Genomic DNA, 26180 nt, shown 5'->3' on the forward strand with positions numbered 1-26180 from the left:
CGTGCGCCGGGAAGGTGGGGACGAACAGGGCTCGCTCGTGCGCGGCATGCTCCGCGTCGAGGCCGAGCTGCTGCTCGCGTGGGCGGCGCTCGAGACGAAGGACGCCACCGCATCCGCACGAGCCGTCGAGACCGCCGACCTCGATGCCGACGCGCTGCGCGACGGCCTCGAGTCGGACGGCGTGATGGTTCCGGAGCTCGTGCGCCAGCTGCGCGCCTCCCTCGCGACCGCCGGCGTCGAGGCCCCGCGCCTGCACGCCGGCGCGACGAGCCAGGACATCGTCGACTCCGCCAGCATGCTGCACGCGCGCGACGCGCTCGCCGCCGTGCGCGCCGACCTCGCCGCGACCGGCACCCGCCTCCAAGGCCTCGCCGACGCCGAACGCCGCTCACCCCGCGTCGCCTACACGCTGGGCCGGCAGGCCGCCGCGAGCACACTCGGCGTGCAGTTCGCGGGCTGGCTCGACGGCGTCACCTCCGCCATCGCGGCCATCGACGCCCTCGACTACCCCGTGCAGTTCGGCGGTGCCGTCGGAACCGGTGAGGCAGCCGACCGGCTCGGGTCTGGCGCGCAGACCACGAGCATCCTGCGGGCGCACCTCGCTGCGGGCCTCGGCCTCGACGACCCCCGCCGCTCCTGGCACGCCGAGCGCACCCCGGTGCTCGCCGTCGCGAGTGCCGCGACGGCCGTGTGCACAGCCCTCGGGCGCATCGGACGCGACCTCGTCACCTCCTCCGGCGAACGCGTCGGCGAACTGTCGCTCGCCGGCGGCGGCGCCTCATCGGCGATGCCCCACAAGCAGAACCCTGTCGCCCCCATCGTCGTCGTCTCGAACGCCCTCCAGGCGCCCGGCCTCCTCGCGACCGTCGCCGCGGCCGCCATCTCCCAGGACGAACGGCCGGCCGGCGAATGGCACGCCGAATGGGATGCGCTGCGCCGCCTCCTCGAGCTCGCCAGCGTGTCTGCGCGACGCCTCGCTGCTTCCCTCGACCGCGTCACCGTCGAGCGGGAGACGGCGCGGCATCACCTCGCCGACTCCGCCGTCGCGGGCGCCGACCAGGTCACGCTGCAGGCCGCGAACCGCGTCGTGAACGCCGCCATCAGCCGGTTCCTCTACCAGGACGCCAGCCAGGATCGCGACACAGAAAGCGACACCGACACCGGCTTGGGCGGCGGCAGCCACGCCAACAGCGACGCAGGCGACAGCACGAACAGCGAGGAGACGGCATGACGATCCCACGGCTCAGGGGCGCCTTCGCCCCCGGCACGCAGCCCGCAGCCCAGAACGAACTGCTGGTGCTGCTCCCATCGCTTGGCACCACGATGGCGCTCTGGGACGGCACCGTCGAAGCTCTGCGCGCCTCGTCGCCCGGCAGCACGCTCCGCATCCTGCGCGTCGACCTCCCCGGCCACGGCTCCAGCCCCGCCGTCGCCGAGCCATTCACGATCGCCGAGCTCGCGGATGCGGTGCTCGGGGTCGTCGAAGAAGCCGGCGGCGGCGCATTCCACCTCGCGGGGCTCTCCCTCGGCGGGGCCATCGCCCTTGAGCTGGCCCTCGCGCACCCCGAACGCGTCAAGAGCCTCGCGCTCTTCTGCACCGACTCCAAGATCGGCACCACCGAGGGATGGGAGCAGCGGGCCGCCGCGGTGCGCGCATCCGGCACTGCGTCGCTCGTCACGGGCAGCGCCGAACGGTGGTTCGCGCCCGGCTTCCTCGAACAGCACCCGCTCTCTCCCGCCGCGCGATCACTCTCGACGCTCATCGACATCGACGACGAGTCCTACGCACGCTGCAACGAGGCGCTCGCCGCCTTCGACCGCACCGCATCGCTCGGCTCGCTCCGCGCACCCGTGCTCGTCGTGAGCGGCGAACACGACGCCGTCACGACACCGGAAGCCATGCAGACGCTCACCGAGCGCATCCCGAACGGCTACCACTCGACCATCGCCGGCACCGCCCACCTCGCCGCGCTCGAAGACCCGGACGCCGCGGCCCGCCTCCTCACGACGCACCTGCGCGCATCAGCGTCGCCGGCGCAGCCCGGCGCGACGAGCGCGCACGAGCAGGGCATGCGCGTGCGCCGCGAGGTGCTCGGTGACGCGCACGTCGACCGCGCCGTTGCCGGAACGACTGCAGAGACCGCGCCGTTCCAGGACTTCATCACCCGCTACGCGTGGGGCGAGATCTGGGCGCGCGACGAGCTGTCCCGCCGCGAGCGGTCCATCGCGACGCTCGCGAGCCTCGTCACCGGATCGCACGAGGCAGAGATCCGGATGCACGTGCGCGCCGCCCTCACCAACGGCCTCACGCGCGCCGAGATCGCCGAAGTCATCCTGCACACCGCGCTCTACGCCGGGCTGCCTCCCGCCAACGGAGCCCTCGGCATCGCCAAGGAGGTCTTCGCGGACCTCGACGCCGCCAGTACCGCAGACACCGCAGAATCCCCAGAATCCAGCCCCAACGAAGGAGCAGAACGTGGATAAGACCTACGCTTCGGCGGCCGACGCCGTCGCCGACATCCCGGCGGGTGCATCGCTCGCGGTCGGGGGATTCGGCCTGTCCGGCGTGCCCATCACCCTCATCCGCGCCATCCAGGCGCTCGGCGTCGACGGCCTCGAGGTCGTCTCCAACAACTGCGGCGTCGACGGCTGGGGCCTCGGCGAGCTGCTCTCCGAAGGGCGCATCCGCCGCGTCATCGCGAGCTACATCGGCGAGAACAAGGAGTTCGCGCGCCAGTACCTGTCCGGCGAGATCGAGGTCGAGCTCACCCCGCAGGGCACCCTCGCCGAGCGCCTGCGCGCTGGCGGCGTCGGGGTCCCCGCCTTCTACACGGCGACCGGAGCCGGCACCATGGTCTCCGAGGGCGGGATGCCCATCCGCTACAACTCCGACGGCACCGTCGACCTCGTCAGCGACCCCAAGGAGCAGCGCCCCTTCGACGTGTTCGGGGCCGCCAAGGAGTACGTGCTCGAGACCGCCATCAGCACCGACTTCGGGCTCGTGCGAGCCGCCGTCGGCGACCGCCACGGCAACCTGCGCTTCGAGAAGTCGACCCGCAACTTCAACCCCCTCGCCGGCATGGCCGGGCGCATCACGATCGCCGAGGTCGACCGACTCGTCGAGCCAGGCGAGCTCGACCCCGACGAGATCCACCTGCCCGGCATCTACGTCGACCGGGTCGTCGTGCTCACGCCGGAGCAGTCCGGTGAGCTGCCCATCGAGAAGACCACCGTCCGGCCGCGCGAAGCCGCCGCAACGACCGCATCCACCGACTCGAGGGGACACGCCTGATGCCGCTGACCAGGAACGAGATGGCCGCCCGCGCCGCCAAGGAACTCAGGGACGGCTCGTACGTGAACCTCGGCATCGGGCTGCCGACGCTCATCCCGAACTACATCGACGACGGCATCGAGGTGGTGCTGCACTCCGAGAACGGCATCCTCGGCGTCGGCCCGTACCCGTGGGAGGGAGAGGCAGACCCGAAGCTCATCAACGCCGGCAAGGAGACCGTCACCGTGCTGCCCGGCGCGTCCTTCTTCGACTCGGCCGCGAGCTTCGGCATGATCCGAGGCGGCCGCGTCACCAACGCCGTCCTCGGTGCCATGCAGGTCTCCGCCCAGGGCGACATCGCCAACTGGGCCGTGCCCGGCAAGATGGTCAAGGGCATGGGCGGGGCCATGGACCTCGTCAACGGCGCCGAGCACGTGCTCGTCGTCATGGAGCACGTCGCGAAGGACGGCTCGCCGAAGATCGTCGAGCAGTGCACTCTGCCCCTCACCGGCAAGGGCTGCATCGACCGCATCATCACCGACCTGGCCGTCCTCGACGTGACGGACTCCGGACTCGTGCTCGTCGAGCTCGCGCCCGGCGTGACGGTCGACGAGGTTCGGGATGCAACCGGGGCCGCCTTCACGGTCGCCGATTCGCTGCAGGAGGTCTCGGCATGACCGAGCTCCGCGAAGTGGTCATCTGCTCACCGCTCCGCACGCCCGTCGGGCGGCTCGGCGGCTCGCTCGCCCCGCTCGATGCGCGGGCGCTCGGCGTCACCGTGCTCGAGGCGCTCGTCGCGCGCAGCGGGCTCGACGTCACCGCCGTCGACTCCGTCATCGGCGCGCAGGGGTACCCCTCCATGGAGTCGCCGGCCTTCGGGCGGGTGGCGGCACTGGATGCGGGCTTCCCCATCACCACGACGGGGTACCAGCTCGACCGCCGGTGCGGCTCGGGGCTGCAGGCCGTCATGAATGCGGCGATGGAGGTGCAGACGGGGGTCGCCGACGTGGTCGTCGCCCTCGGCGCAGAGTCGATGTCGAACGCTCCCCTCTATACGGAGCAGGGACGCCGCGGCACCCCGCCCGCCGGCCTCATGCTCCACGACGCTCTGGCCCGCGGCCGGGAGACCGTCGGCGGCGTCAACTACCCGAGCCCCGACGGCAACGTGGGCAGCGCCGAGCTACTGCGTTCCGAGTACGGCATCAGCCGTGAGGCACAGGACCGCTTCGCCCTGCAGTCGCACCAGCGCGCCGTCGCCGCGCAGGAATCCGGCGCGTTCGACGCCGAGCTCGTGCCCGTCACCGTGCCAGGCCGCAAGGGCGACGTGCTCGTCGACCGGGACGAGCATCCGCGCGCCGACTCGTCGCTCGAGGCCCTCGCCCGCCTGCGGCCGATCCTCGGGAAGAAGGACCCAGCATCCACCGTGACGGCCGGCAACTCGAGCGGACAGAACGACGCGGCCGCCGCCTGCATCGTGACGACCCCAGAGCGGGCGGCTGCGCTCGGCCTCACGCCTTCGGTTCGGCTGGTTTCGTGGGCTGTAGCGGGCAACGACCCGCGCCTGTTCGGCGTCGCGCCGGTGCCGGCGACCTCGCTTGCCCTCTCGCGTGCCGGCATCGGCCTGGCGGACCTCGACGTGATCGAACTTAACGAGGCCTTCGCCGTGCAGGTGCTCGCGTGCCTCGCCGACTGGGGCATCGACGCCGAAGACCCGCGCCTCAACCCGCGCGGCTCCGGCATCTCCATCGGCCACCCCATCGGCGCCACCGGAATCCGCATGCTCGCGACCCTCGCGAACGAGCTGCCCGCCCTCGACGCCAGCCTCGCCCTCGAGACCATGTGCATCGGCGGAGGCCAAGCCCTCGCCGCCGTCTTCGAGCGCGTGTAGCGGCGCTGGGCGGGCACTGGCGGGGCGCCGCTCTGCCGCCCTGCCCTGCCCTGCCCTGGCCTGCCCTGCCCTGCCCTGCCGACCTGGCCTGGCCCCGCCTTGCCGACCTGGCCCCCACCCACCTCTCGGGATGGAAAAGTCACTTCGTTCTGGGAACGTCTCCAGCACGAAGTGATTTCCCCATCCCGAGATTGGGGAGGCTCGTACGGGGGAGGGGGGCGGTCCCAGGGGGGTCTTGTTTCAGGGGCTCGCCAACCCTGCAGTACGCCTATTGCAGCAGGCCTCTCCCTCCGTCTGATTTCGACCTCGACTCTCCACCTCCACCTCGACTCTCCACCTCGACTCCGTGCCTCCTCCCCCGCTCCCACTTCTGTCTCGGGATGGAAAAGTCACTTCGTTCTGGGAACGTCTCCAGAACGAAGTGATTTCTCCAGCCCGAGACTGCTCGGCCAGCCCGAGGTTGGCGCTCAGCCCGAAGCGGGCCCGGTGCTTGCCGCCGCCGTCGCATCCAGGGAGCGGATGGGCCGGATCAGCGATTGCCGCTGTCCGCCTGCCGCGCTCCCTGCTTGAGTTGAGGTGGATGCGCAGAGCCGCGCGCCGAGAGGAGCCCCGTGCCTGAGACCACCAGTGCGTTCGCCGCAGCCGTCGTCGTGACGGGGGCCGCTTCCGGCATCGGCGCGGCCGTCGTCGAGCGGCTCCTCGAGGGCGACGTCCCGGTCATTGCCGTCGACCTGGCATGGCCCGCGGATGCCGGCCAGCAGTCGAACGTGCGACGCGTTGTCCTCGATGTGCGCGACCCGGAGGGCTGGGCGTCGCTCGCCGAGCTCGCCGCGACCGACGGCGCGCTCGCGGGCCTCGTGAACGCGGCCGGCATAACGAGGCGCGCCCGGCTCGAGGCAGCGACTGCGGAGGACTTCGAGCTGGCCTTCGCGGTCAACGCGACGGGCCCCGCACTCGGAATCCAGGCACTCGCCCCGCTCATGGCGAGCGGCGCATCCATCGTCAACGTGGGTTCCGCGGCAGCGGTCACGGCCCACTACGCGGTGGCGTACGCGGCAAGCAAATGGGCGCTGCGAGGCATCACGAAGACCGCGGCGATGGAGCTGGGGCCGCGGGGGATCCGCGTGAACATCGTGCATCCCGGGTACATCGAGACGCCCATGACGGCGAGCGCCTCGGCGGCGTTCCGCGACATCAACGTCGAGCTGACACCGCTCGGCCGGACGGGATCGCCGGGTGAGGTCGCCGACGTCATCGCGAGCCTGCTCTCGCCCGAGACCTCATTCGTGACGGGCGCCGAGCTCGCGATCGACGGCGGCCTCACCTCGCACGGCGTCGGCCTCCCGATCGCCCGCGCGATCAGCTGAGGCGGACGGCTCTCCCGTGCGCTGCACGGCGAGGGACGCCCGGGAGCTCGCGACGCCGAACCCGAGCTCGAGCAGCCCTACGGCCGCGAGGCCGCCGATGATGACCGGCCAGCCGATGCCCGCTCCGGCTAGCAGGCCGGAAAGCAGGGGGCCGGCCGCCGCGGCCCCGTAGCCGAGGCCCTGGACCACGGCCGAGAACGCGGCAGTGGATGCGCCGCTCGGTGCGGTGAGCACGATGAGCGCGACGGAGATCCCGAACGCCGAGCTCAGGGCGACGCCGAGCACCGCGACGACCACGGTCATCGCCTCGAGGGGTGCGATCGCGAGGCCCAGCAGGCTCGCGGCGCCGAGCAGCGCGGTGACGACGAGCATCGGCGTGCGCCAGCCGGCTCGGGATGCGAGCATGGGCGCGAACAGGGCCGCCGGGAGCCCGGCGACGCTCATCCACGCGAGCAGCAGTCCGGCCGCCGCCGGGGTGGCCCCGCGGTCCATCGCGATCGTGGGGAGCCACGCGGTCATGGAGAAGTAGAGGAGCGCCTGGCAGGCGAAGAACCCCGTCACAGGCCAGAGCCCGCGGGCGCGCAGGATCGGCTGGCGCTCGCCAGCCGCCGCCGGCCGTGGCCCAGCGCCGCGGGTCGCGATGCGGCGACCGAAGGCCAGGGCGAACGCGAGAGCGATGAGGAGAGGGACTCCCCACGCTGCGAGCGCCGGGCCGACGTCATCGCCCAGGGCGTGGAACAGCGGCACCGAGAATGCTGCGCCGGTGGCGGCGCTGACGCCGAACGATGCCGTGTAGACGCCCGTCCAGAACCCGCCGCGCGTGGCGAGCGCGCTCCGGATGATCTGCGGGGCCAGGATGCCGAGGATCGCGATGGAGGCGCCGATGAGGACGGTCGACACGAACAGCGGCGCGGGTCCGAGCGGTCGCAGCAGGGTCGCGCACGCGAGCACCGCGAGGAGCAGCGCGATCGATCTGGGCAGCCCGATCCGGCCGACGAGCAGCGGGGCGAGGGGCGCGGCGAGCGCGAAGAGGAGCACTGGGATCGAGCTGAGGACGGCGAGCGCCGACGGCGAGAGCGAGTAGCCGGTCCCGATCTCTCCGAGCAGCGCCGAGGTGTTCGTGATCGGGAACCTGACGCTCAGCCCGACGGCGATGACGAGGATGCCGGCCGCGACGCCCTGTCGGCGCTGAGCGCTCACCGCAGCACCCGGCCGTCGCGGATGACGCGAAGGGGAGCCGGTCGGTCGACGACGAGCTGAGCGAGATTCTCGGCAGCGAACTCGAGTCGGGTGCCACTGCGCTCATTCCACTCCGCGACGCTCGCGAGGCCCATCATCTCGCCGCCCGAGATGGAGGCGATGCGGAACGCCCGCTCAAGCTCCTCGTCGGTCATCGCACCGGTGCGGTAGGCGAGGAGGTGCGCGCGGTCGACCATGCTGCCCGTGCCGAACGGGCTCCACGCATCGCGCACCCCATCGGAGCCGGCAACCGCCCGCACGCCATGGGCTTCGAAGCGGTCGAGGTCGGGCACCGGGTCGGGGCCGAGCGCGCACACCGCGATCCAGAGGCCCGCTTCGGCGACGAGATCGAGTGTCTCGCCGAGCGACGCGAGTGCGGGATCGCAGAGCGCGAAGGCGTGGCCGATGGTCACGCCGCCCTGCCGGCCGCCGGCGATCGTGCGCCGCGCGATCTCCCGGATCTGCGCCAAGCCCTCCTCGCCACCGTCGTGCAGGTGGATGTCCAGCTCGCGTCCGGCGCGATCGGCGAGCCCGAAGATCGCGTCGAGATGCCCGTGCAGGTCGCCTTCCAGCCCCGCGGGGTCGATGCCCCCGACGAGGTCCGCGCCCGACTGCAGCGATGCCGCCATCGCCTCCAGGGTGCCCGGGTTAGAGAGGAGCCCGAACTGGGGGAACGCGACGATCTGCACCGTCAGGTCGCCGGCGAGGCGCTCGGCGGCGGCACGCACCCCCTCCACGTTGCCGATGCCCAGCTCCGAGGAGACGTCGACGTGCGCGCGCATCCCGAACGTGCCGTTGGCGAGCGCCTGCGAGAACAGGCCGAACGCGCGCTCCTCGACGCTCGTGTCGTAGGCCGCCTGCGTCGCGCGGTCGTTCTCGATCAGCTCGGCGAGCGTCGCCGCAGGTCGACGCGACTGCCAGGGCCGACCCCACGAGGTCTTGTCGGGGTGGATGTGCGCGTCGACGAGCCCGGGCGTGCGCAGTGTCTGCGGGGGCGTGGAATCGGTCATGGTGCTGCTTTCCCCGGGATGGTCGTGAGCTCCCGGACTGCCCTGGCCTGCTGCGGGCCGGGTCACTGCTGGTAGGGGATCGTGGGCATGGCCTCCGTCGATGAGCCGTCGAGCCGGAGCGCGAGGGGTCCACCCCGGCGCTTGCGGCGAACGAGGTACACGATGACGCCGATGATGAGCCACGCCGTGCCAAGCACGAACGTGAACGGAGCCAGCGAGGTCCACAGCCAGGCGACGGAGACGAACCCGATGATCGGCATGATGAGGTGCCGCAGCAGTCCCCATCCGCTGCGCAGGCGGAGGTCGAAGAAGAGCACCTTGGCGGTGGCGAGGTTCACCATGGCGAACGCCACGAGTGCGCCGAAGTTGATCATGTAGACGGCCTGGTCGAGGGTGACGAAGAGCGCGACCAGGGCGATGACGGAGACGACGATGGCCGCCACGTACGGCGTGCGGAAGCGTCGGTGCAGCTTCGCGAGCACCGGGGGCAGGATGCCGTCGCGGCCCATCGCGAACAGCACCCGACTGACGCTCATCTGCGCCGCCGTGCCGCAGAGCACGATGCCGACGGTGTTCACGATCACGAACACGACCATCAGCACGTCACCGCCCGCCTGTTGCATGAGCTCCGTGCCGGCCGCGTCGAGGTTGTCGAGCTGCGTCCAGTCGGGGGCGATGAGACTGCCGGCGATCGAGAAGGCCAGGTAGCCGAGGCCCGCGAACAGCGTCGCGAGCACGATGCCCTTCGGCACCTTGCGACGCGGATCGTGCGTCTCCTCGGCGAGCGTCGAGACCCCGTCGAACCCGAGGAAGGCGAACGCCACGATCGCCGCCGCCGCGAGGATCGGCGCGAGCCCGCCTTCGCCGATCGAGAGCGGACCGGTCAGCGATGCCAAGGTCAGATCTGGGGCGTTGAGCACCGCCAGGACGAGGAAGACGACGATCACGAGCACCGACGCGATGATCACGACGAAGTTCATGCGCTTGAACCACTTGACGCCGATGATGCTGAACAGGGCGACGATCAGGATGCACACGAGCGTGCCGACCCAGGCCGGCACCGCGGTGAACAGGCTGTTGAAGTAGAGGCCGAAGAGCAGGAAGTTCACCATCGGCAGGAACAGGTAGTCGAGCAGCATCACCCAGCCGGTGACGAAGCCGACCGCAGGTCCGAAGCCGCGCGTCACGTAGGCGTAGGCGCCGCCCGTGATCGGCACGTGCGCGGCCATGCGTCCGTAGCTGTGCGCGGTGAACAGCATGATGATGATCGCCGCGACGTACGCGGCGGGGAGGTGCCCGTCGCTGAGCTCGGTGGCCGGGCCGTAGACGGAGACGACCGAGAGCACGCCCATGGAGGCGAGTCCGTACCCGATGAGGGCGGGCAGCCCGAGGGCGCGCTTGAGGGTGCGCGGCCGCGCTTCCTCGACTGGTGTGACGGTATCGGTCATGCTCAGGCTCCTTTGCGTGGGGGATGCACCGATGTCGGGCTGAGCCCGAACAGGAGCGATGGTATGCCAAAACTTGGCAAACGGGAAGTTGTTCGCACAGAGTTTCCGCACCCCGGTGGCCTGAGTCTAAGCTTTGGCATACTAAAAGCGTGAAGATGCGGTACTCGTCGGACCGGCCGCGGATGCAGGAGCATCCCCGCCGCTGTGGGGTGCGTAACGTAGCCAGTCAGTGGATCGAGGAGGGGATGTTCGTGGCGATGACGAGTCCGAACGTGACGGGGGAGCCCTCGGGGGTCTCGATCTCTCATGGTGAGCGGGTGTACGAGTGGGTGCGCGATCGCATCATCGACGGCAGATTCCCTACAGGCAGTCGGGTGCGTGAGCGCGAGGTTGCCGAGGCGCTCGGCGTCTCGCGCATCCCGATCCGAGAGGCGCTGCCCAGGCTCGAGGCTGAGGGGTACATTCACACGCTGCCGCGTCGCGGTGCCGTGGTGGCGCCCATGGAGCTCGCCGACGTGATCGAGCTGTTCGACGTCCGCGCTTCCCTCGAGGTGCTAGCCGCGCGCCTCGCCGCCGCACGATGCGCCGGAGGGGAGTCGGGGGAGGGGCTCCTGGCGGCCCTCGCAACCGCAGACGCTGCCGTCGATTCCTCGGACGAGTCGAGGATCGCCGACGCCACCTCTGACTTCCACGATGCCGTCGTCGCGCTCGCGGGCAGTCGTCTCCTTCGGGACCTGCTCCTCCCCGTGCAGGGGCGAGTCAAGCGGCTCTTCCACATCGCCAGCGAACGCGACGACGACGACGTCCACCGTGAGCATCGCGACCTCTGCGACGCGATCGTGCGCGGCCAAGTCGAACGAGCGGCCGCGCTCGCGCTCGCACACGTCGAGCGCAGTCGGGCGGAGACCCTGCCGCTGCTCGCCGCGCCGGTCCTGCCTGCCTAGCGGGCTCGAGGCTCGAGCTTCGGGCACCTGCACGGTTGCCAGGCGTCAGCGGACGTGCGCGTCCGAGTGCGAGGCGTCTGGTGACGAGGTGGTGCACGATTCCGTGCGGGCTCGTCCCCCTACCCTCTACCCACCAATCGCACGTGAAATAAGTCAGAATCTCTCGAAATAGGGGATATAGGACTTGCGTGAGTTCGGCTGCGGCTGTGCCAGAAGTGTTCCTCAATTGAGTCGGGAGATTTCTGAGGTGATTTTGTCTGCTAAGTTGCTCTTCGCTGCGTTCCGCGGCGGGGACGAAATTAGGGAGAATGTTGCATTGGAATACGGCTTTCACCCCTCGCGGATTCCTGTCGCGACGGGTCGGAGGTGCCCTCGTCTCGGCTCTTGTTCCCGAGGTGCCCACAAGTCGTGTAGCGGACGTGGCTTCAGTCGTGGGCTGCCTCGGCGAGCGTGGTCACGGCCGGGCTCGTGGTGTTTCCGTCGCCTACATCCATTCTGAAGCCTCGTTGCCAGTTCGGGTCCAATTCACGAGGTTCGAGTCGAAGCTCTCAGAAAGGAATCTCAAGGGTGATCGATTTTCTTTCGAGTAATGCCGCCGCCTACATCGGCGTACTCCTTGCCGCCGTTGGGCTTGGTCTGATGGTGAATGTAGAAGAACGACTCTCGACAGTCGGTTTCATTGCTGCCAATATCTCGTTCGGGTTCCTCTACGACAGTTTGGGTCTTGATGTGCCGTTGGTGATTCCGATTTTGGTGACCGTGAGCGTGCTCGTCGGTTCCATCCGGAATATTTGGGGATATAGGGACAGCCCCCTGCTGGCCGGGGAGTCTCCGGCTCGAAAGATCCTCATCTCAATCGGGCATCCGGCACGTGTTCGTGCGGCGGCGCTTGATCGACGAGCGCAGGCTGATGTCTAAGGCCACAGATTGACGAGTCGTCGAATCCTGTCTCGAAGTTCAACGCGAGACGGTGTTCGGGGCGGATTCCCGAGCTACCGTGGACCGGCATGGCTGACATGAGCGCGTACGCAGGGCTGGCGACTGGCGGCAGGTTCCGTGCGCGTGGGTGGCTCGTGTTCGACCCGGCGCGCGCAGCGTCGTATCTCACTCCGTTCCGGCCATCGAAGGTGTTCGTCTGGGATGACCGTTTCCTGCCACTCCGTCTCGACGAGGTCGCGAAGACGGAACTGGCCTTTCTTGAGGGGTGCGTGGAAGTAGAGGGCTTTTGGGATGGAGAAGCTCTGCTGGTTTCCCGCTGGGATGAGGACGCTGCCGTCGATCCCGCCGTGGCCTCCCTCCGAGTCCTTGCGCAGCGGGTTCGGGAGGCTTTCGTTCACACGCACGAAGAGCATCCAGACTTCGAGGCATTCGCCGCCACGTTGGGGAAGCATCCGTCTGTGCTCGCCATGACTCACATAGCTCTGGCCGAGTACGGTCGGGTCTACGTCCTCTCCTCACCCGAGCCGGAGCGGGTCGAGGCGCTCGTGGCGCAGGGGCCGGCTGGCCCCGTCGTCGTCTTCCCCAGTCGGTGGAATGAGGCGCAGCTCGAAGACGCGCGAGCCCTTGTCGACTCGGTGCCGGCTGATCAGGTGCTGAAGATCGGGGAGGCAACGACCGACCGAGGCGAACGCTACGCACACGCTCTGGTGACCCAGCTGCCAGACGGTTTCGAAGCCGCCAGAGATCTTCTGCCGGAGGGGATCGTCGACGTTCGGCCCTGGATCGAGCACGTGAGCGGCCCCATCACCAGCCCTGATGCCCTGGATAACGGATCCCCGCTTGGCTGATGGCGCCGGACGCGGTTGACTTATGTCACGAACGCACCGAAGCGTCGTGAATTGGAGACCAGCCGTGACATCGTCGTCCGAAGGCCTGACCGCCGACTTCGCTCTTGCCCGCTTCAGTGTGGGGGAGGGGACGCCGCAGCTCGGACTCGTCGTGGCCGGCCGCATCCGCCCGCTGAGCAGCGAGGAGCTCGGCGCAGACTCCCTCAACGACTTCCTCGCTGAAGCGCCCGCCTCATGGGACCGCCTCGCGCAGCTCGCAGCAGCCGCCGATGGCGCCGATTGGCTCGCCCTCGACGACGTCACCCTCGAAGCACCCGTCGAGCCACGCCAAGTGCTGCAGACTGGCGCCAACTACCGCACGCACGTCATCGACCTCGTCGCTGCCGGCCGGGCGAAGAACGACCCGCGCCCCATTGAGGAGCTGCGCGAGTGGGCGGCCGAGATGATGGATGCACGCGCCAGGGACGGCGAGCCGTACTTCTTCATCGGCCTCCCCACGGCCGTCGCCGGCGTCGACGCCGAGCTCGAGCTGCCCGGCTACAGCGACCAGCACGACTGGGAGCTGGAGCTCGCCGTGGTCATCGGCAAGCGCGCGCACCGCGTCTCCCGCGAGGATGCCCTCGGCCACGTCGCCGGGTACACGATCGTCAACGACATCTCGACGCGCGACCTCATCTTCCGGAAGGACATGAAGGAGATCGGCACGGATTGGTACCGGGGCAAGAACGCTCCGGGCTTCCTCCCGACGGGACCCTTCCTCGTGCCAGCGCAGTTCGTGACCGACCCGCACTCGCTCACGCTGAAGCTCACGCTCAACGGCGACACCATGCAGGACGCCGTCAGCGACGACCTCCTCTTCGACATCCCCGCGCTCATCTCGGCCGCCTCCGAGAACATGCCGCTCCTCCCCGGAGACCTGCTCCTCACCGGCAGCCCGGCCGGCAACGGCATCGTGCACGGCCGCCTCCTCCGTGATGGCGACGTGATGGTGAGCGTCATCCAGGGGCTCGGCACGCAGACCACGCGGGTGCGCGCAGAAGCGGCCTCCTCGTGACCTCCCTCACCGACACCGCCGGCACCGGTGCCGGCGGAGCCCCTGAAGTCACGGGAGCCCCCACCGCGAACCCTGCCGAGCTCGACCGCACCGACCCAACCACCGAGGTCGCCCGCGCGGCGAAGGCCTTCCGCAACTGGGGTCGTTGGGGCGACGACGACCGCATCGGCACGCTCAACTTCATCGACGACGCTAAGCGCGCCGCCGCGGCCAAGCTCGTGCGCACGGGCAGCAGCTTCTCGCTCTCGCAGCCCTTCGACATGAACGGCCCCCAGATGGGGTGGCGGCGCCGCACGAACCCCGTGCACACGATGCTCGACACGGGCACGGATGCGCAGCTCGCGAACCAGGGGTTCCCCCACGGTCTCGGCGGGGCCGACGACGTCATCGCCATGCCGCTGCAGTGCTCAACCCAGTGGGACGGCCTCGGCCACATCTTCGACCACGGCTACGCGTGGAACGGCCGCCGCTCGGGCGAGGTCGTGACGAGCGAGGGCGACCTCGTGACGGGCATCGAGCACACGGCGGCCGAGATCGTGAGCCGCGGCGTGCTCCTCGACCTCGGCAGGCACCTGCGTGACAACGGAGAGCTCGAGGACGGCTACGCGATCACGACCGCCGACCTCGAAGCGTGCATCCACGCGCAGGGCGCCACCGCGGCGGTCGGCCGCGGCGACATCGTGCTCGTGCGCACTGGCCGCTACGCCCGCGCGAAACGCGACGGCTGGCACGGCTACGCCGGCGGGCCGAGCGCCGGGCTCTCGTTCACGACGGCCGGCTGGCTGCACCGCACCGAGATCGCCGCCATTGCAACCGACACGTGGGGTTTCGAGGTGCGACCCAACGAGTTCGACGAAGCCTTCCAGCCGCTCCACCAGGTGGTCATCCCCAACATGGGGCTCACCATCGGCGAGATGTGGGACCTCGAAGCCCTCGCATCCGCATGCCAGGCCGACGGCGTCTACGAGTTCCTGCTCGTCGCGCCACCGCTGCCCATCACGGGTGCCGTCGGCTCGCCCGTCAACCCCATCGCCATCCGCTGAGCAACCACTCGTCCACCCCAGAGGCAGCCCCGCCGCCGCTGACCCAGACACCTTCATCGTCAACGCAGACGCAGAAAGCAGGACCATCATGAGTGCAGTTTCCAAGGTCGCCATCGTCGGAGGCGGAGTCGCGGGCATGGTCTCGGCGATCATCCTCGCCGACGGCGGAGTCGAGGTCGACGTCTACGAGGCGAAGTCCGAGATCACGGCCCTCGGCTCCGGCATCACCCTGCAGGGCAACGCCCTGCGCGTCTTCGACCAGGTCGGCGTCTGGGAGCGCATCCAGGAGCAGTCCTACTCGTTCGACGACGTCAGCATGCGCGCCCCCGACCCCGCGGGCACCGTCATCGCGAGCCTCACGGAGACCCGCACCGGCGGCCCCGAGTACCCCGCGACGGCCGGCATGTACCGCCCGGACCTGGCCAAGATCCTCGCCGAGCGCGCCCTCGAAGTCGGTGCGCGCATCCACTACGGCACCACGGTCACGGGCCTCGAGCAGGACGCCGACAGCGTGACCCTGACGACGGATGCAGGCGACACGTCGCGTGTCGACCTCGTCATCGGCGCCGACGGCCTCAACTCGCCGACCCGCTCGCTCATCGGCATCGAGACGAAGCCGGAGCGCACCGGCATGGGCATCTGGCGCGCCTTCGTGGCCCGCCCCGCCGAGGTCACCCACACCGACCTCTACTACGGCGGCCGCTGCTTCATCGCCGGCTACTGCCCGACCGGCGAGAACAGCATCTACGCGTACCTCGTCGAGAAGGCGCAGGACCGCAGCGGCCTCACGCCCGCCGAGAGCGTCGAGATCATGCGCGACCTCGCCGGCAGCTACGGCGGACCGTGGCAGGAGATCCGGGACTCGCTCACCGAGTCGGCCCGCGTGCACTACACGCTCTTCACCTCGCACGTCGTACCGGATGCGTGGAACCGCGGCCGGGTCGTCGTCATCGGCGACGCCGCCCACAGCTGCCCTCCCACGATCGCGCAGGGCGCGGCCCAGGCCGCCGAGGACGGGCTCGTGCTCGCCACGATGCTGCTCGAGCGCGAGCAGCTCGACCAGCCGTTCTGGGACGACTTCCACGCCCGCCGTCTCCCTCGCGCGGCCCACGTCGTCGAGGCGTCCACGACCCTCGGCCAGTGGCAGCTCGACGGCAAGCGCGACGGCAACGTGCCCGCCCTCATGGGCGGCGTCGCGCAGCTCGTGGCGGTGCCGGCATGACCGCCGCGACCGTTTCCGGCGGTGCTTCCGGCGCTGCCGGCCAGATCGTCGACGTGCACGCCCACCTGCTCCTCCCCGCACTCCAGGGCGCCGTTCAGGGGCGCGACCCGGAGGGCTTCGCCGCCGCTGGCGAGCTCGAAGCCAAGCGCAACGGGCCCGAGAGCCTCGCCGCCTCCGGCGCCATGATCAAGTCGCGCTTCCCGAAGCTCATCTCGCTCGAGGAGCGCCTCGAGATCATGGATGCGCAGGGCGTGGACGTGCAGCTCGTGTCCCCCTCGCCGAGCCACTACTACCCTTGGGCGGGCGAAGAGCTCGCCGTCTGGGCGGCGAAGGAGGCCAACGCGGCCATCGCCGCGCACGTCGCCGGTGCTCCCGACCGCCTCCGCGGGCTCGGTCTCGTGCCGCTCCAGCATCCGCACCGCCTCGTCGAACTGCTCGAGGACGCCGTGCTCGCCAACGGCCTGGCCGGCGTCGAGCTGTCGTCGTTCGCGGGCGATGTCGAGCTGAGCGACGCGCGCCTCGACGACTTCTGGCGCCGCGCCGAAGAGCTCGAGGCCATCGTGTTCCTGCACCCGTTCGGGTGCAGCCTCGACGAGCGCCTCGACCGCTTCTACCTCTCCAACACCGTCGGCCAGCCCGCCGAGAACGCCGCTGCGATCTCGCACCTCATCTTCAGCGGCGTGCTCGACCGCTTCCCGAACCTCGTGCTCATCGCGGCCCACGGCGGCGGCTACCTGCCGACGTTCATCGGCCGCTCCGACCACGCCTGGGAGGTGCGGCCCGAAGCGCGCACGTGCCTGCGCGCGCCGTCCACGTACCTGCGGCAGCTGAGCTTCGACTCGCTCGTGCACACGCCGACCGCGCTGCGCAACCTCGTCGCCGCCGTCGGCGCCGACCGGGTGCTCCTCGGCTCCGACTACCCGTTCGACATGGGCGTCGAGAACCCCGTCGAGCGTGTGCACGACGCGGAGCTCGGCGCCGACGACGAGGCGCAGGTCCTGTTCGGCAACGCCGCGCGCCTGCCGCGCCTGTGGAACACGGTGGAGGCAGCCCGGTGAGATACGCCAGGTGGATGCACGACGGCAGCGCGCATGACGGGGTTGTCGTCGCGCACGAGGGCGGCGACCGACTCCTCGCCTTCGTCGATGGGCTCACCGTGCTCGGGGCGACCAGGCTCGGGCTCGAGCGCGCCAACGCGGGCGCGACCTCGCTCATCGAGCGGGCCTGGGCGGATGGCTCGCTCGGCCTCGCGCCGTCGGTGTCCGACGTCGAACTGCTCGCACCCATCGAGGCGCCGAGCGTGCGCGACTTCGTGGCGTTCGAGGAGCACGTCGAGGGCGTCGTGAAGTCCATCGACGGCGACTCGGGAGTCGTCGCCGAGTGGTACGACGCCCCCACCTTCTACTTCACGAACCCGCACTCGCTCGTGGGCAGCGGGGCGAGCATCCGCCCGCCCGTGACTGAGCGGCTCGACTTCGAGCTCGAGGTGGCCGTCATCGTCGGCGCGGTCGACGGCAGCGACGGGGCGAACCTCGACGAGGCCAGCGCCGCCGGGCACGTCTTCGGCTACAGCGTCTTCAACGACTGGTCGGCCAGGGACATCCAGTCGCGCGAGATGAAGGTGCGCCTCGGTCCGTGCAAGGGCAAGGACTTCGCGGCGACGCTCGGCCCGTGGATCGTCACGGCAGACGAGCTCTCGGATGCGCACGACGCCGACGGATTCCTCGAACTCGAGCTGCAGGTGCTTGTCAACGGCGAGTTGATTGGCAGCGACCTGCTCTCGAACATGGGCTGGTCGTTCCCTCAGCTTCTGGTCTACGCGTCCCGCAATTCGCGGGTCGTGCCGGGGGATGTGCTCGGCTCCGGCACCGCTGGGAACGGCGGGTGCCTCGCCGAGCTGTGGGGCCGCGCGGGCTCGCTCACGCCGCCCCCGCTCGCCGAGGGCGACGTCGTCGAGCTGCGCGTCGAGCGCATCGGCGAGGTCAGCAACGTCATTGGCGCGGCCGTCGAAGCCGTGCCGGTCCCGCGCGCCCGGGCGGCGTCGCGGGCACGAACGAGAGGGCGCGTCAGCGCATGAGCGTGGGAAACACCGGCACCGATTCGGTAGCCGGACAGGAGACCGGCGGTGCCGCTGGCGATGTCACTGCCCCTGTCTTCAGCGCGGGCGCGGTGCCCAGCACTCCCGCCGACGGCGCAGACCACGTCGGTAGCCGTCTCAACGCGGGCCGCGCTTCCACCCAAGCGGGCGAAAGCGAGCGCCAACTCGTCGATGAGCGGGTCACTCCTACTGGCGAGGCGGCGGGCGTCCAGAGCTCGCGCCCCAGCGACATCGTCATCATCGCCGCCGCGCGCACCCCGCAGGGCAAGCTCAACGGGCAGCTCTCAACCCTGACCGCTCCGCAGCTCGGTGCCGCCGCGATCAGCGGTGCTCTCTTGCAGGCCAGCATCGATGCCTCGCTGGTCGACGCCGTCCTCATCGGGCACGTGCTGTCCGCCGGCGTCGGGCAGAACGCTGGACGTCAGGCGACGCTCGCCGCGGGCATCCCAGCCTCGGCGCACGTCGCCTCCATCAACAAGGTGTGCCTCTCGGGCCTGACCGCCGTCATCGACGCCGCTCGCCTGCTGAAGACGGGCGACGCGCAGCTCGTCGTCGCGGCCGGTATGGAGTCGATGAGCCAGGCGCCGCACCTCCTCGCCGGTTCCCGCAAGGGCTGGGCCTACGGTTCTGTCGAGGCGCTCGATCACATGGCCCACGACGGGCTGACGGATGCGGCCTCCGGCCAGAGCATGGGCTCGCTCACCGAGCAGCACAACACGAGCCTCGGCATCACGCGCGAGGCGCAGGACGCCGTCGCGGCGCGCTCCCATCAGCGCGCCGCCGCGGCCGCGGACGCTGGGCTCTTCGACGCTGAGATCGTCGCCGTCGACGTGCCGGTGCGCCGTAGCGACCCCGTGCGAGTGACGCGCGACGAGGGCATCCGCCCCTCGACCACGGCTGAGTCGCTTGCCGGGCTGCGCGCCGCCTTCGCCGCGGACGGGACGATCACGGCTGGCAACGCCTCACCCATCTCCGACGGTGCTTCGGCGGTTGTCCTCACGAGCCGCGCCTTCGCGGACGCGCACGGCTACGACGTGCTCGCCGTGGTCGGCGCCGCCGGCCAGGTCGCTGGCCCCGACGCGTCGCTGCAGTCGCAGCCGTCCCGCGCCATCGCCCGCGCCTGCGAGAAGCAGGGGATCGCGGCTTCCACGCTCGATCACATCGAGATCAACGAGGCCTTCGCCGCGGTTGTCGTCCAGTCGCAGGCCGAGCTCGGAGTGTCCGACGAGGTGGTCAACCCGCACGGCGGCGCGATCGCCCTCGGCCACCCGATCGGCGCATCCGGTGCCCGAGTCGTCGTGCATGCCGTGCACGAGCTTGCCCGTCGAGGCGGCGGAACCGCGGCCGTCGCCCTCTGCGGCGGAGGCGGTCAGGGCGACGCCCTCATCCTCACCCGCTGACCCGCCAACCCGCTGACCCGCTGACCCGCCAACCCGCCAACTCGCTGACTCGCTGACCCGCTGACAGCTACCCCCTGGCCTGAACCCCACCTCTCCAGTTTCAGGATGGGTTTGTCACGTCTCGGGATGGGTTTGTCGCTGTTTTCGGGGAACCTTCCCGCAACAATGTGATTTCTCCATCCCGAGGTTGCTGGCCGCCCGAGGTGGCCGGCCTCTCGAGGTGACCGGCCTCTCGAGGTGGCCGGTCTCCCTGAGTTGCCGGCCTCCCGGGGTGCGGCGCCTCGCGAGTCGACCTGCCGTTACGCCGGCACGGCTTCCGATCTGACGCTTCAGCTTGCCCCGGTCCGCTCTCTTCGGGCAGTGTGCTCGTCTCGGTTTCGGGATGGGTTTGTCACGTCTCGGGATGGGTTTGTCGCTGTTTTCGGGGAACCTTCCCGCAACGAGGTGATTTCTCCATCCCGAGGTTGCTGCTCGCCCGAACCGAACCGAACCGAGCCGAACCGAACCGAGCTGCACGCCTACGCCGCGCCGACCTCCGCCTGCATGGCGGCGCCGGCCTGCGCGAAGAGGCGGCGCATCCACGCGTGCTCTGGGTCACTGTTGTGGGTGGGATGCCACCAGAGGGCGGCCGAGATGGGGGTCGCGTCGAAGGGCGGTTCGAGCACTCGGAACCCCTCGCTCGGAATGAGCACGTCGGTGAGCCGCTTCTGCATGAGGGCGAGCCGGTTGGTGCCTTCGACGAAGTGGGGGAGCACGTGGAATCCCTCGACGACGGCGGCCACGGTCGGCTCGATGCCGAGTTCGCGGATCTGCCTGCTCGCCGAGGTGAACGCCGACCGGGAGAGGTAGTTGAACACCCACGGCAGCTCGGCGATGTTCTCCATCGTGATCTGCTCGCCGACGTGCGGGTTGTCGTCGGTGCAGATGATGCGCCACTCGTCGGTGAAGAGGTCGTTGTAGGGGAGGTCGCTGAGGAAGCCGTGAGGGATCATCATGGCGTCGACCGAGCGGAGCTGCGCGATGGCGTCCTCGACGATGGAGGGGTTGTGCATCCGGAACCGGAAGCGCACGCCCGGCGCGGTCTCGGCGGCGAGCTTGGAGACGGCGGCGCCGATGGTCGCGAAGCCGTAGTCGGAGCCGAGCACCGTGAACTCGCGTGTCGACTGCGTCGGGTTCCATTCGGCCTGGCTGTCGAAGACGCGCCTGGCTGAGTCGAGGGCCGTGGCGGTGAGCTCGCTGAGGCGCACGGCGAGCGGCGTCAACTCGTACGTGTTGCCGGTGCGGGCGAGGATCTTGTCGTTGAAGTGCGTGCGTAGACGACCGAGGGATGCGCTGAGCGCCGGCTGGCTGAGGTGCAGTCGCTCTGCCGCTCTGGTGACGCTGCGTTCCGTGAGGAGGGCGTCGAGTGAGACGAGCAGGTTGAGGTCGAGCCTGGAGAGCGGTGTTTCTGTGGTCACGTCGTTGTGCCTCCGGATCGGGGGTGTGGCGCCAGCATATCCGTCTCGGTGATGCGCTCGGCGGGTTCCGCGCCGTCAGTTATGCGGAGCATCGCAACTACTTATGTGTGTTTTGCGCACAAGCCTGCCAGACTGAACCCAGCTCCGGTACGGCCGGAGGATCTTCGACAACGCTGTCAAGAAAGGCAAAAAATGTCTCACTCCCGTAACCAGCGGATGCGCCTCAGCGCAGCACTCGCCCTCCCGGTTGCCGGTGTCCTCGCTCTCTCCGGCTGCGCAAGCGGCGGCGGCGGCGACACCGCAGGCGGCGGCGCCACCGAGTTCTCCCTCACCTACGCAACCTCGAACAATTTCGAGAACCCCTACGAGGCGCTCGCGACGGCATACATGGAAGCCAACCCCGACGTGAAGATCACGCTCAACCCGCAGCCGAACGACCGCTACGGCGAGACGCTCCGCACGCAGCTCCAGGCCGGCAACGCTCCCGACGTCATCCAGACAGCTCCGGGCGCCGGCCAGGGCCAGGCTGCACTGAGCCTCGCTGAAGCTGGCTTTCTCGCCCCGCTCGATGACTCGAACGCAGGGGTCCTTCCGGAAGGTCAGGAGGCACTCTTCACCTACGAAGACCAGATCGTCGCCCAGCCGGTTGATTTCACTGTCTCCGGCTTCGTCTACAGCAATGCCTCGGCTGATGCTGCTGGCGTCTCCGCCTACCCAGGCGATGCCGCCGCGCTGCTCTCGACGTGCCCGACGCTCTCCGGTGAAGGCAAGTCCATGATCGCCCTCGCCGGTGCGGCCGGACCCAACACGGGCATGACGGCGCTCTCGATCGCAGCCAGCCGGGTCTATGCAGACACGCCGGACTGGAACGACCAGCGCACGGCTGGCGACGTCACCTTCGCCGACTCACAAGGCTGGAAGGACACGCTTCAGACGATCGTCGACCTCAATGAAGCAGGGTGCTTCCAGGCGGGTGCCGAGGGTGCTGGATTCGATGTCATCACGAACAACATCTCCCAGGGCACTTCCCTCGGTGCCTTCATCCCAGGATCTGCGGTCACGGAACTGCTGACTGCCAACCCGAACCTCGACTTCTCCATCGAGGCGTTCCCATCCGAGGCTGGCGCCAAGCCCGGCATCCTCGCGAGCTCCAACTACTCGCTATCGGTCAACGCTGCGAGCGACAAGCAGGAGGCCGCTCAGGCCTTCCTCGACTGGGTCGCGCAGCCCGAAGGAGCCAAGATCTTCTCCGACGTCTCCGGATCGCTTCCCATCACGGGACTCGAGGACTACCCCTTCGAGGGAACCGAGTACGCCAACATCCAGGAACTGCTGCTCGATGGTTCCTTCACCGCGCTCCCGATCAGCTTCTGGCCGAACCCTTCCGTCTACGAGGCACTCCAGACGGGTGTTCAGGGACTGCTCACTGGCCAGACAAACGTCGATGGCGTGCTGGCCTCAATGGATGCCGCCTGGGGCGCGTGACCTCACCAGGTCCCGCTCCATCCGCATCCACGAGTAGCAAAGGAACCAGTTCATGACTGCGACACTGCACAGCGACGGCAAGACCGAGTCTGCTGCTGAAGATCAGTCGCCCACGGGGAAGGGTGGCAAGAACGCCGCCCTTCCCCGCAAGGGGCGTCCACTCCTGCAATTCGGTCACTGGTGGTGGGTGCTGCCCGGGCTCGTGCTCGTAGCGTTCATCCACTACGCCGCGACGGCCGCCGGAGGCTTCTTCGCGTTCACGAACTGGACCGGCATCGGCTCGTTCACGTTCGTCGGCTTCGACAACTTCGCCGACATCTTCGCCGACCCGACCAAGATCGGCGCCGTCGGGAACACCCTGTTCCTCGCGTTCGGCTCCGTCATCCTCACCAACGTCGCGGGCCTCATCCTGGCCCTCGCGCTCAACCGCGGCCTCAAGAGCCGCTACATCCTCCGCACCCTGTTCTTCATGCCGGTGGTGCTGAGCCCCCTCGCGGTCGCCTACATCTGGAAGTTCATCTTCGAGTTCAATGGCCCCCTCAACGCCTTGCTCGGGACGCTCGGCTTCGCCGAATACCAGAAGGCCTGGCTCGCCGACCCGAACTGGTCGATCTGGGCGGTGCTCATCGTCATCGTCTGGCAGAACACGGGCTTCACGATGGTCATCTACATCGCCGGCCTCGCCAGCGTGCCCGTCGAGATCGAAGAAGCAGCCGCGATCGACGGAGCGAGCCTCTTCCAGCGCTTCTGGTACATCACGCTGCCCTCCATCCGCTCGGCGGTCGCCATCGCGACGACGCTCGGCCTCGTGAACGGCCTGCGCATCTTCGACCAGGTCATGGCGCTCACGGGCGGCGGTCCTGCTGGTGCCACCGAGACGCTCGCGACCGAGGTCTACAAGCAGACCTTCTCGCTCGGCAACTTCGGCTACGGCGCAGCGCTCGCGCTCATCCTCACCGTCATCATCCTCATCTTCGCCGTCATGCAGCAGAAGCTCACGGCCGAACGCCCCGAGAAGGGACGCTGACATGTTCAGGTACACCAAGTTCACGCTGATCAGGGAAGTCGCGGTCTGGCTCGTCGCGATTGTCTTCCTGCTGCCGTTCTACTTCCTCGTCATCACGGCGTTCAAAAGCGACCAGGAGGTCTTCTCGACCTCCGCCACGGAGCTTCCCTCGACGTGGACGGTCGAGAACTTCGCCAACGTCATGACGGCGACCGGCCAGTCGAACGTGCTCCTCGGCCTGCTCAACAGCATCATCATCACGGGCGGCACGATCCTCTGCATGGTCATCCTCGGGGCGCTCGCCGGCTACGTCATCACCCGCAGCACGCGTCGCTGGACCCAGGTGTCGTACTACATCTTCCTCATCGCGATCATCCTGCCCACGCAGCTGGGCACCGTCCCCCTCTACATGGGGGCCCGCGCGCTCGGCCTGACGGGCTCGCTGTGGGGCATGATCGTGCTCTACACCGGCATGCTTCTGCCGCTCGCGATCTTCCTCTACGCCAACTTCTTCCGCGGCCTCGGCACGGACTACGAGGAAGCCGCGTCAATCGACGGGGCGAGCCCGACCCAGGTGTTCTTCCAGATCATCCTGCCGCTCATGGCTCCAGCGACGGGAACGGTCGCGATCCTCGCCGGCCTCATCGTGTGGAACGACTTCTTCACGTCACTCATCTTCCTCGGCGGCTCCGACTTCCAGACGCTGCCGGTGGCAATGTACTACTACGTCGGTTCGCTCGTCTCGCAGTGGAACCAGATCTTCTCCATCGTCATCATCTCGATGGTGCCGATCCTCATCTTCTACCTCGTCGCTCAGAAGCAGTTCATGCAGGGCTTCGCCGGCGGACTCAAGCACTAGGAATCGAGACCTCTCATGGCAACGCAAGACACCCTCCTCAGCGAGCAGAGCCTCTTCCCCCATCCCGACGGCGCGGCGCTCAGCCTGCAGCTGCCCTGGTACCGCAGCGTGTGGCTCTCCTCGGTCACGGGCCTCGCGCTCGAGATCGACGGCACCCCGATCGACGCGTCGAAGCTCCGCCTCGAGCACCGCGGCGCGAGCTACCGCCTCGACGAGATCGCCAAGCAGTCGGAGGTGCTGTGGTTCCTGCAGGACCGCCCGCGCCTCGTCGTCAAGCTCGACGAGCCCGTCGCGGACGGCAGCGAGCACAGCATCCACCTCGTCGCCGACCTGCGCCTGCCCTACATGCAGATCAAGCCGGGCAGCGAGACCGAGCCCGGCCTCTACGTGCCGAACCACGTCGACGTCACCCGCACGCTCGTCGCGAGCGAGGCCATCGAGGCCGCGACGACGCCGTACTTCGAGGCATCAGCAGCGGATGCGCTCGGCGAGTTCGCCGAGCCGCGCGAAAGCGACCCGTTCAAGCTCGGCCTCACCCTCTACTCGGCCACCGCCGAGTTCGCGGCCGGCTGGTACGACTTCGACTCCCTCCTCGCCCGCGTCGCCGAGCTGGGCGTCGGACCCGGCATCGAGATCGTCGCGTCCCAGATGGTGCCCACGTACCCGCACGTCTCCGACGAGTTCGTCACCAAGTGGCGCAGCGCGTTCGACAAGTACGGCTTCGACGCCAGCTCCTTCGGCGCGAACCTCGACATGGGCCGCAACCGCTCCCGCGACATGAGCCTCGACGAGGAGTTCGAGTTCACCGAGACGCTGCTGCAGTCGGCGAAGAAGCTCGACTTCCCGCTCGTGCGCATCCAGAGCGCGAAGCCGGAGCTGCTGCGGCGCATCCTGCCCATCGCGGAGCGGCTGAACCTCAAACTCGGCTACGAGATCCACGCACCCCTCGGGCCGAACGCCGAGCCGATCGTCAAGGTGCGCGAGGTCTTCGAGGAGTTCGACTCCCCGCTGCTCGGCTTCGTCGCCGACTTCTCGTCGACCATGCACAGCATGGCGCCGACGCTGCTGCGCTCCGTGAAGAAGCGCGGCCTCGACGACGCGGCCGTCGAGAAGCTGCAGGAGATCTGGCGCACCGATGTACCCATGCGCGAGCGCCAGCAGGCGTTCATCGCGTACCTCGAGGGCCGCGGCATCAACCCGGGCATCCTCGGCTCGCTCGCCCATCTGTCCTTCAACATGCAGGGGCGAGTGGATGTGCGCGAGTGGTCGGACATCATGCCGCAGATCCTGCACGTGCACGCCAAGTTCTACGACATCGACGAGAACGGCGACGAGCCGGCCATCGACTACCGCGCGATCACCGAGGAGTTCGTGCGCGGAGGCTTCTCGGGCTACATGTCGAGCGAGTGGGAGGGCCACGCGTTCGCGGACCTCGGCGAGGTCGACCCGCTGGTGCTCGTGCAGCGCCAGCACGCCCTCATCCGCCGCAGCATGCGCGAGGTGCAGGCGCTCGCCTGACCGGCCAGCCGCGCTCCTCCACGACACCGTCGAAGACACCGACTACACGCTCGACGAGCTTCGATCCGACTTCGGCGACGAGAT

The 26180-nt window shown here is 69.1% G+C and carries 23 protein-coding genes; 19 read left to right on the forward strand and 4 right to left on the reverse strand.

Annotated elements, in window-relative coordinates; genetic code table 11:
* Nucleotide 1: 1 nt before the first annotated feature.
* The 6 genes from ITJ67_RS04255 (at nt 2) to ITJ67_RS04280 (ending at nt 6526) form a co-directional block, all read left to right on the forward strand.
* Nucleotides 2-1231 carry a lyase family protein gene (locus tag ITJ67_RS04255; protein WP_194676856.1) on the forward strand — a complete coding sequence of 410 codons (1230 nt, stop codon included), beginning with the start codon at nt 2-4 and terminating at the stop codon, nt 1229-1231.
* The gene (pcaC, locus tag ITJ67_RS20190; RefSeq protein WP_194676857.1) at nt 1228-2484 is read left to right on the forward strand and encodes a 4-carboxymuconolactone decarboxylase; all 1257 of its coding nucleotides are present in this window, start codon (nt 1228-1230) and stop codon (nt 2482-2484) included. Before ITJ67_RS04255 ends, pcaC begins: the two co-directional genes overlap by 4 nt.
* Entirely contained in the window at nt 2477-3292 is an 816-nt protein-coding gene (locus tag ITJ67_RS04265; protein WP_194676858.1) for a CoA transferase subunit A, read from the forward strand. The genes pcaC and ITJ67_RS04265 overlap by 8 nt, the downstream gene beginning before the upstream one ends.
* On the forward strand, nt 3292-3948 hold the full coding sequence (locus ITJ67_RS04270) for a CoA transferase subunit B (RefSeq protein ID WP_194676859.1): 657 nt from the start codon (nt 3292-3294) through the stop codon (nt 3946-3948). Before ITJ67_RS04265 ends, ITJ67_RS04270 begins: the two co-directional genes overlap by 1 nt.
* Nucleotides 3945-5159 (forward strand): acetyl-CoA C-acetyltransferase, encoded by a 1215-nt coding sequence (locus ITJ67_RS04275; protein WP_160074792.1) that lies wholly within the window; start codon nt 3945-3947, stop codon nt 5157-5159. Before ITJ67_RS04270 ends, ITJ67_RS04275 begins: the two co-directional genes overlap by 4 nt.
* Nucleotides 5160-5770: 611 nt before the next feature.
* Nucleotides 5771-6526, forward strand: a complete 756-nt coding sequence (locus ITJ67_RS04280; protein WP_323741385.1) for an SDR family oxidoreductase — start codon at nt 5771-5773, stop codon at nt 6524-6526.
* On the opposite strand, the gene ITJ67_RS04285 is transcribed toward ITJ67_RS04280, so the two are convergent.
* The 3 genes from ITJ67_RS04285 to ITJ67_RS04295 all read right to left on the reverse strand — a co-directional run bounded on the left by ITJ67_RS04285 (nt 6440) and on the right by ITJ67_RS04295 (nt 10223).
* Entirely contained in the window at nt 6440-7726 is a 1287-nt protein-coding gene (locus ITJ67_RS04285; protein ID WP_194676860.1) for an MFS transporter, read from the reverse strand. The genes ITJ67_RS04280 and ITJ67_RS04285 overlap by 87 nt on opposite strands.
* The gene (locus ITJ67_RS04290) at nt 7723-8775 is read right to left on the reverse strand and encodes an amidohydrolase family protein (RefSeq protein ID WP_194676861.1); all 1053 of its coding nucleotides are present in this window, start codon (nt 8773-8775) and stop codon (nt 7723-7725) included. The genes ITJ67_RS04285 and ITJ67_RS04290 overlap by 4 nt, the downstream gene beginning before the upstream one ends.
* Before the next feature lie 62 nt (nt 8776-8837).
* On the reverse strand, nt 8838-10223 hold the full coding sequence (locus tag ITJ67_RS04295; RefSeq protein WP_194676862.1) for an APC family permease: 1386 nt from the start codon (nt 10221-10223) through the stop codon (nt 8838-8840).
* 257 nt (nt 10224-10480) lie between these two features.
* Between ITJ67_RS04295 and ITJ67_RS04300 the strand changes: the two genes are divergently transcribed.
* The 9 genes from ITJ67_RS04300 (at nt 10481) to ITJ67_RS04340 (ending at nt 19771) form a co-directional block, all read left to right on the forward strand.
* Nucleotides 10481-11167, forward strand: a complete 687-nt coding sequence (locus tag ITJ67_RS04300; RefSeq protein WP_194676891.1) for a GntR family transcriptional regulator — start codon at nt 10481-10483, stop codon at nt 11165-11167.
* A 567-nt stretch (nt 11168-11734) separates the two neighbouring features.
* Entirely contained in the window at nt 11735-12085 is a 351-nt protein-coding gene (locus tag ITJ67_RS04305; RefSeq protein ID WP_160074846.1) for a hypothetical protein, read from the forward strand.
* 89 nt (nt 12086-12174) lie between these two features.
* Nucleotides 12175-12954: a hypothetical protein gene (locus tag ITJ67_RS04310; RefSeq protein WP_194676863.1), complete on the forward strand. Its 780-nt coding sequence runs from the start codon at nt 12175-12177 to the stop codon at nt 12952-12954.
* 64 nt (nt 12955-13018) lie between these two features.
* Nucleotides 13019-14008 (forward strand): fumarylacetoacetate hydrolase family protein, encoded by a 990-nt coding sequence (locus tag ITJ67_RS04315; RefSeq protein ID WP_323741386.1) that lies wholly within the window; start codon nt 13019-13021, stop codon nt 14006-14008.
* Nucleotides 14005-15051 (forward strand): cyclase family protein, encoded by a 1047-nt coding sequence (locus ITJ67_RS04320; protein ID WP_194676865.1) that lies wholly within the window; start codon nt 14005-14007, stop codon nt 15049-15051. Before ITJ67_RS04315 ends, ITJ67_RS04320 begins: the two co-directional genes overlap by 4 nt.
* A gap of 88 nt (nt 15052-15139) precedes the next feature.
* A complete protein-coding gene (locus ITJ67_RS04325) occupies nt 15140-16273 on the forward strand; it encodes an FAD-dependent monooxygenase (protein WP_160074854.1) in 1134 nt (377 codons plus the stop codon).
* Nucleotides 16270-17331, forward strand: coding sequence for an amidohydrolase family protein (locus ITJ67_RS04330; RefSeq protein ID WP_194676866.1), 1062 nt, complete (start codon nt 16270-16272; stop codon nt 17329-17331). The genes ITJ67_RS04325 and ITJ67_RS04330 overlap by 4 nt, the downstream gene beginning before the upstream one ends.
* The gene (locus ITJ67_RS04335) at nt 17328-18350 is read left to right on the forward strand and encodes a fumarylacetoacetate hydrolase family protein (protein WP_323741387.1); all 1023 of its coding nucleotides are present in this window, start codon (nt 17328-17330) and stop codon (nt 18348-18350) included. The genes ITJ67_RS04330 and ITJ67_RS04335 overlap by 4 nt, the downstream gene beginning before the upstream one ends.
* Nucleotides 18347-19771 (forward strand): acetyl-CoA C-acyltransferase, encoded by a 1425-nt coding sequence (locus tag ITJ67_RS04340; protein WP_194676867.1) that lies wholly within the window; start codon nt 18347-18349, stop codon nt 19769-19771. Before ITJ67_RS04335 ends, ITJ67_RS04340 begins: the two co-directional genes overlap by 4 nt.
* A 518-nt stretch (nt 19772-20289) precedes the next feature.
* Here ITJ67_RS04340 and ITJ67_RS04345 read toward each other — a convergent pair.
* Nucleotides 20290-21228, reverse strand: coding sequence for a LysR family transcriptional regulator (locus ITJ67_RS04345; protein ID WP_194676868.1), 939 nt, complete (start codon nt 21226-21228; stop codon nt 20290-20292).
* Between the two features lie 192 nt (nt 21229-21420).
* Between ITJ67_RS04345 and ITJ67_RS04350 the strand changes: the two genes are divergently transcribed.
* Genes ITJ67_RS04350 through ITJ67_RS04365 form a run of 4 tightly spaced genes read left to right on the forward strand, consistent with a single transcriptional unit; the run spans nt 21421 to nt 26096 of the window.
* Nucleotides 21421-22713 carry an ABC transporter substrate-binding protein gene (locus ITJ67_RS04350; RefSeq protein WP_194676869.1) on the forward strand — a complete coding sequence of 431 codons (1293 nt, stop codon included), beginning with the start codon at nt 21421-21423 and terminating at the stop codon, nt 22711-22713.
* A 52-nt stretch (nt 22714-22765) separates the two neighbouring features.
* A complete protein-coding gene (locus tag ITJ67_RS04355; RefSeq protein WP_194676870.1) occupies nt 22766-23740 on the forward strand; it encodes a carbohydrate ABC transporter permease in 975 nt (324 codons plus the stop codon).
* Between the two features lies 1 nt (nt 23741).
* Complete coding sequence (locus ITJ67_RS04360; protein ID WP_179557781.1) at nt 23742-24578, forward strand: carbohydrate ABC transporter permease; 837 nt, start codon at nt 23742-23744, stop codon at nt 24576-24578.
* Between the two features lie 15 nt (nt 24579-24593).
* Nucleotides 24594-26096: a C-glycoside deglycosidase beta subunit domain-containing protein gene (locus ITJ67_RS04365; RefSeq protein WP_194676871.1), complete on the forward strand. Its 1503-nt coding sequence runs from the start codon at nt 24594-24596 to the stop codon at nt 26094-26096.
* Nucleotides 26097-26180 lie beyond the last annotated feature (84 nt).

It is taken from the genome of Pseudoclavibacter sp. VKM Ac-2867, from assembly GCF_015351275.1.
GTDB lineage: Bacteria > Actinomycetota > Actinomycetes > Actinomycetales > Microbacteriaceae > Pseudoclavibacter.

Coding starts and splice junctions, on each gene's coding strand:
- pcaC (WP_194676857.1), top strand. CDS start 1,228: ATGACGATCCCACGGCTCAGGGGCGCCTTCGCCCCCGGCACGCAGCCC.
- ITJ67_RS04330 (WP_194676866.1), top strand. CDS start 16,270: ATGACCGCCGCGACCGTTTCCGGCGGTGCTTCCGGCGCTGCCGGCCAG.
- ITJ67_RS04310 (WP_194676863.1), top strand. CDS start 12,175: ATGGCTGACATGAGCGCGTACGCAGGGCTGGCGACTGGCGGCAGGTTC.
- ITJ67_RS04365 (WP_194676871.1), top strand. CDS start 24,594: ATGGCAACGCAAGACACCCTCCTCAGCGAGCAGAGCCTCTTCCCCCAT.
- ITJ67_RS04355 (WP_194676870.1), top strand. CDS start 22,766: ATGACTGCGACACTGCACAGCGACGGCAAGACCGAGTCTGCTGCTGAA.
- ITJ67_RS04290 (WP_194676861.1), bottom strand. CDS start 8,775: ATGACCGATTCCACGCCCCCGCAGACACTGCGCACGCCCGGGCTCGTC.
- ITJ67_RS04275 (WP_160074792.1), top strand. CDS start 3,945: ATGACCGAGCTCCGCGAAGTGGTCATCTGCTCACCGCTCCGCACGCCC.
- ITJ67_RS04295 (WP_194676862.1), bottom strand. CDS start 10,223: ATGACCGATACCGTCACACCAGTCGAGGAAGCGCGGCCGCGCACCCTC.
- ITJ67_RS04340 (WP_194676867.1), top strand. CDS start 18,347: ATGAGCGTGGGAAACACCGGCACCGATTCGGTAGCCGGACAGGAGACC.
- ITJ67_RS04270 (WP_194676859.1), top strand. CDS start 3,292: ATGCCGCTGACCAGGAACGAGATGGCCGCCCGCGCCGCCAAGGAACTC.
- ITJ67_RS04350 (WP_194676869.1), top strand. CDS start 21,421: ATGTCTCACTCCCGTAACCAGCGGATGCGCCTCAGCGCAGCACTCGCC.
- ITJ67_RS04325 (WP_160074854.1), top strand. CDS start 15,140: ATGAGTGCAGTTTCCAAGGTCGCCATCGTCGGAGGCGGAGTCGCGGGC.
- ITJ67_RS04360 (WP_179557781.1), top strand. CDS start 23,742: ATGTTCAGGTACACCAAGTTCACGCTGATCAGGGAAGTCGCGGTCTGG.
- ITJ67_RS04300 (WP_194676891.1), top strand. CDS start 10,481: ATGACGAGTCCGAACGTGACGGGGGAGCCCTCGGGGGTCTCGATCTCT.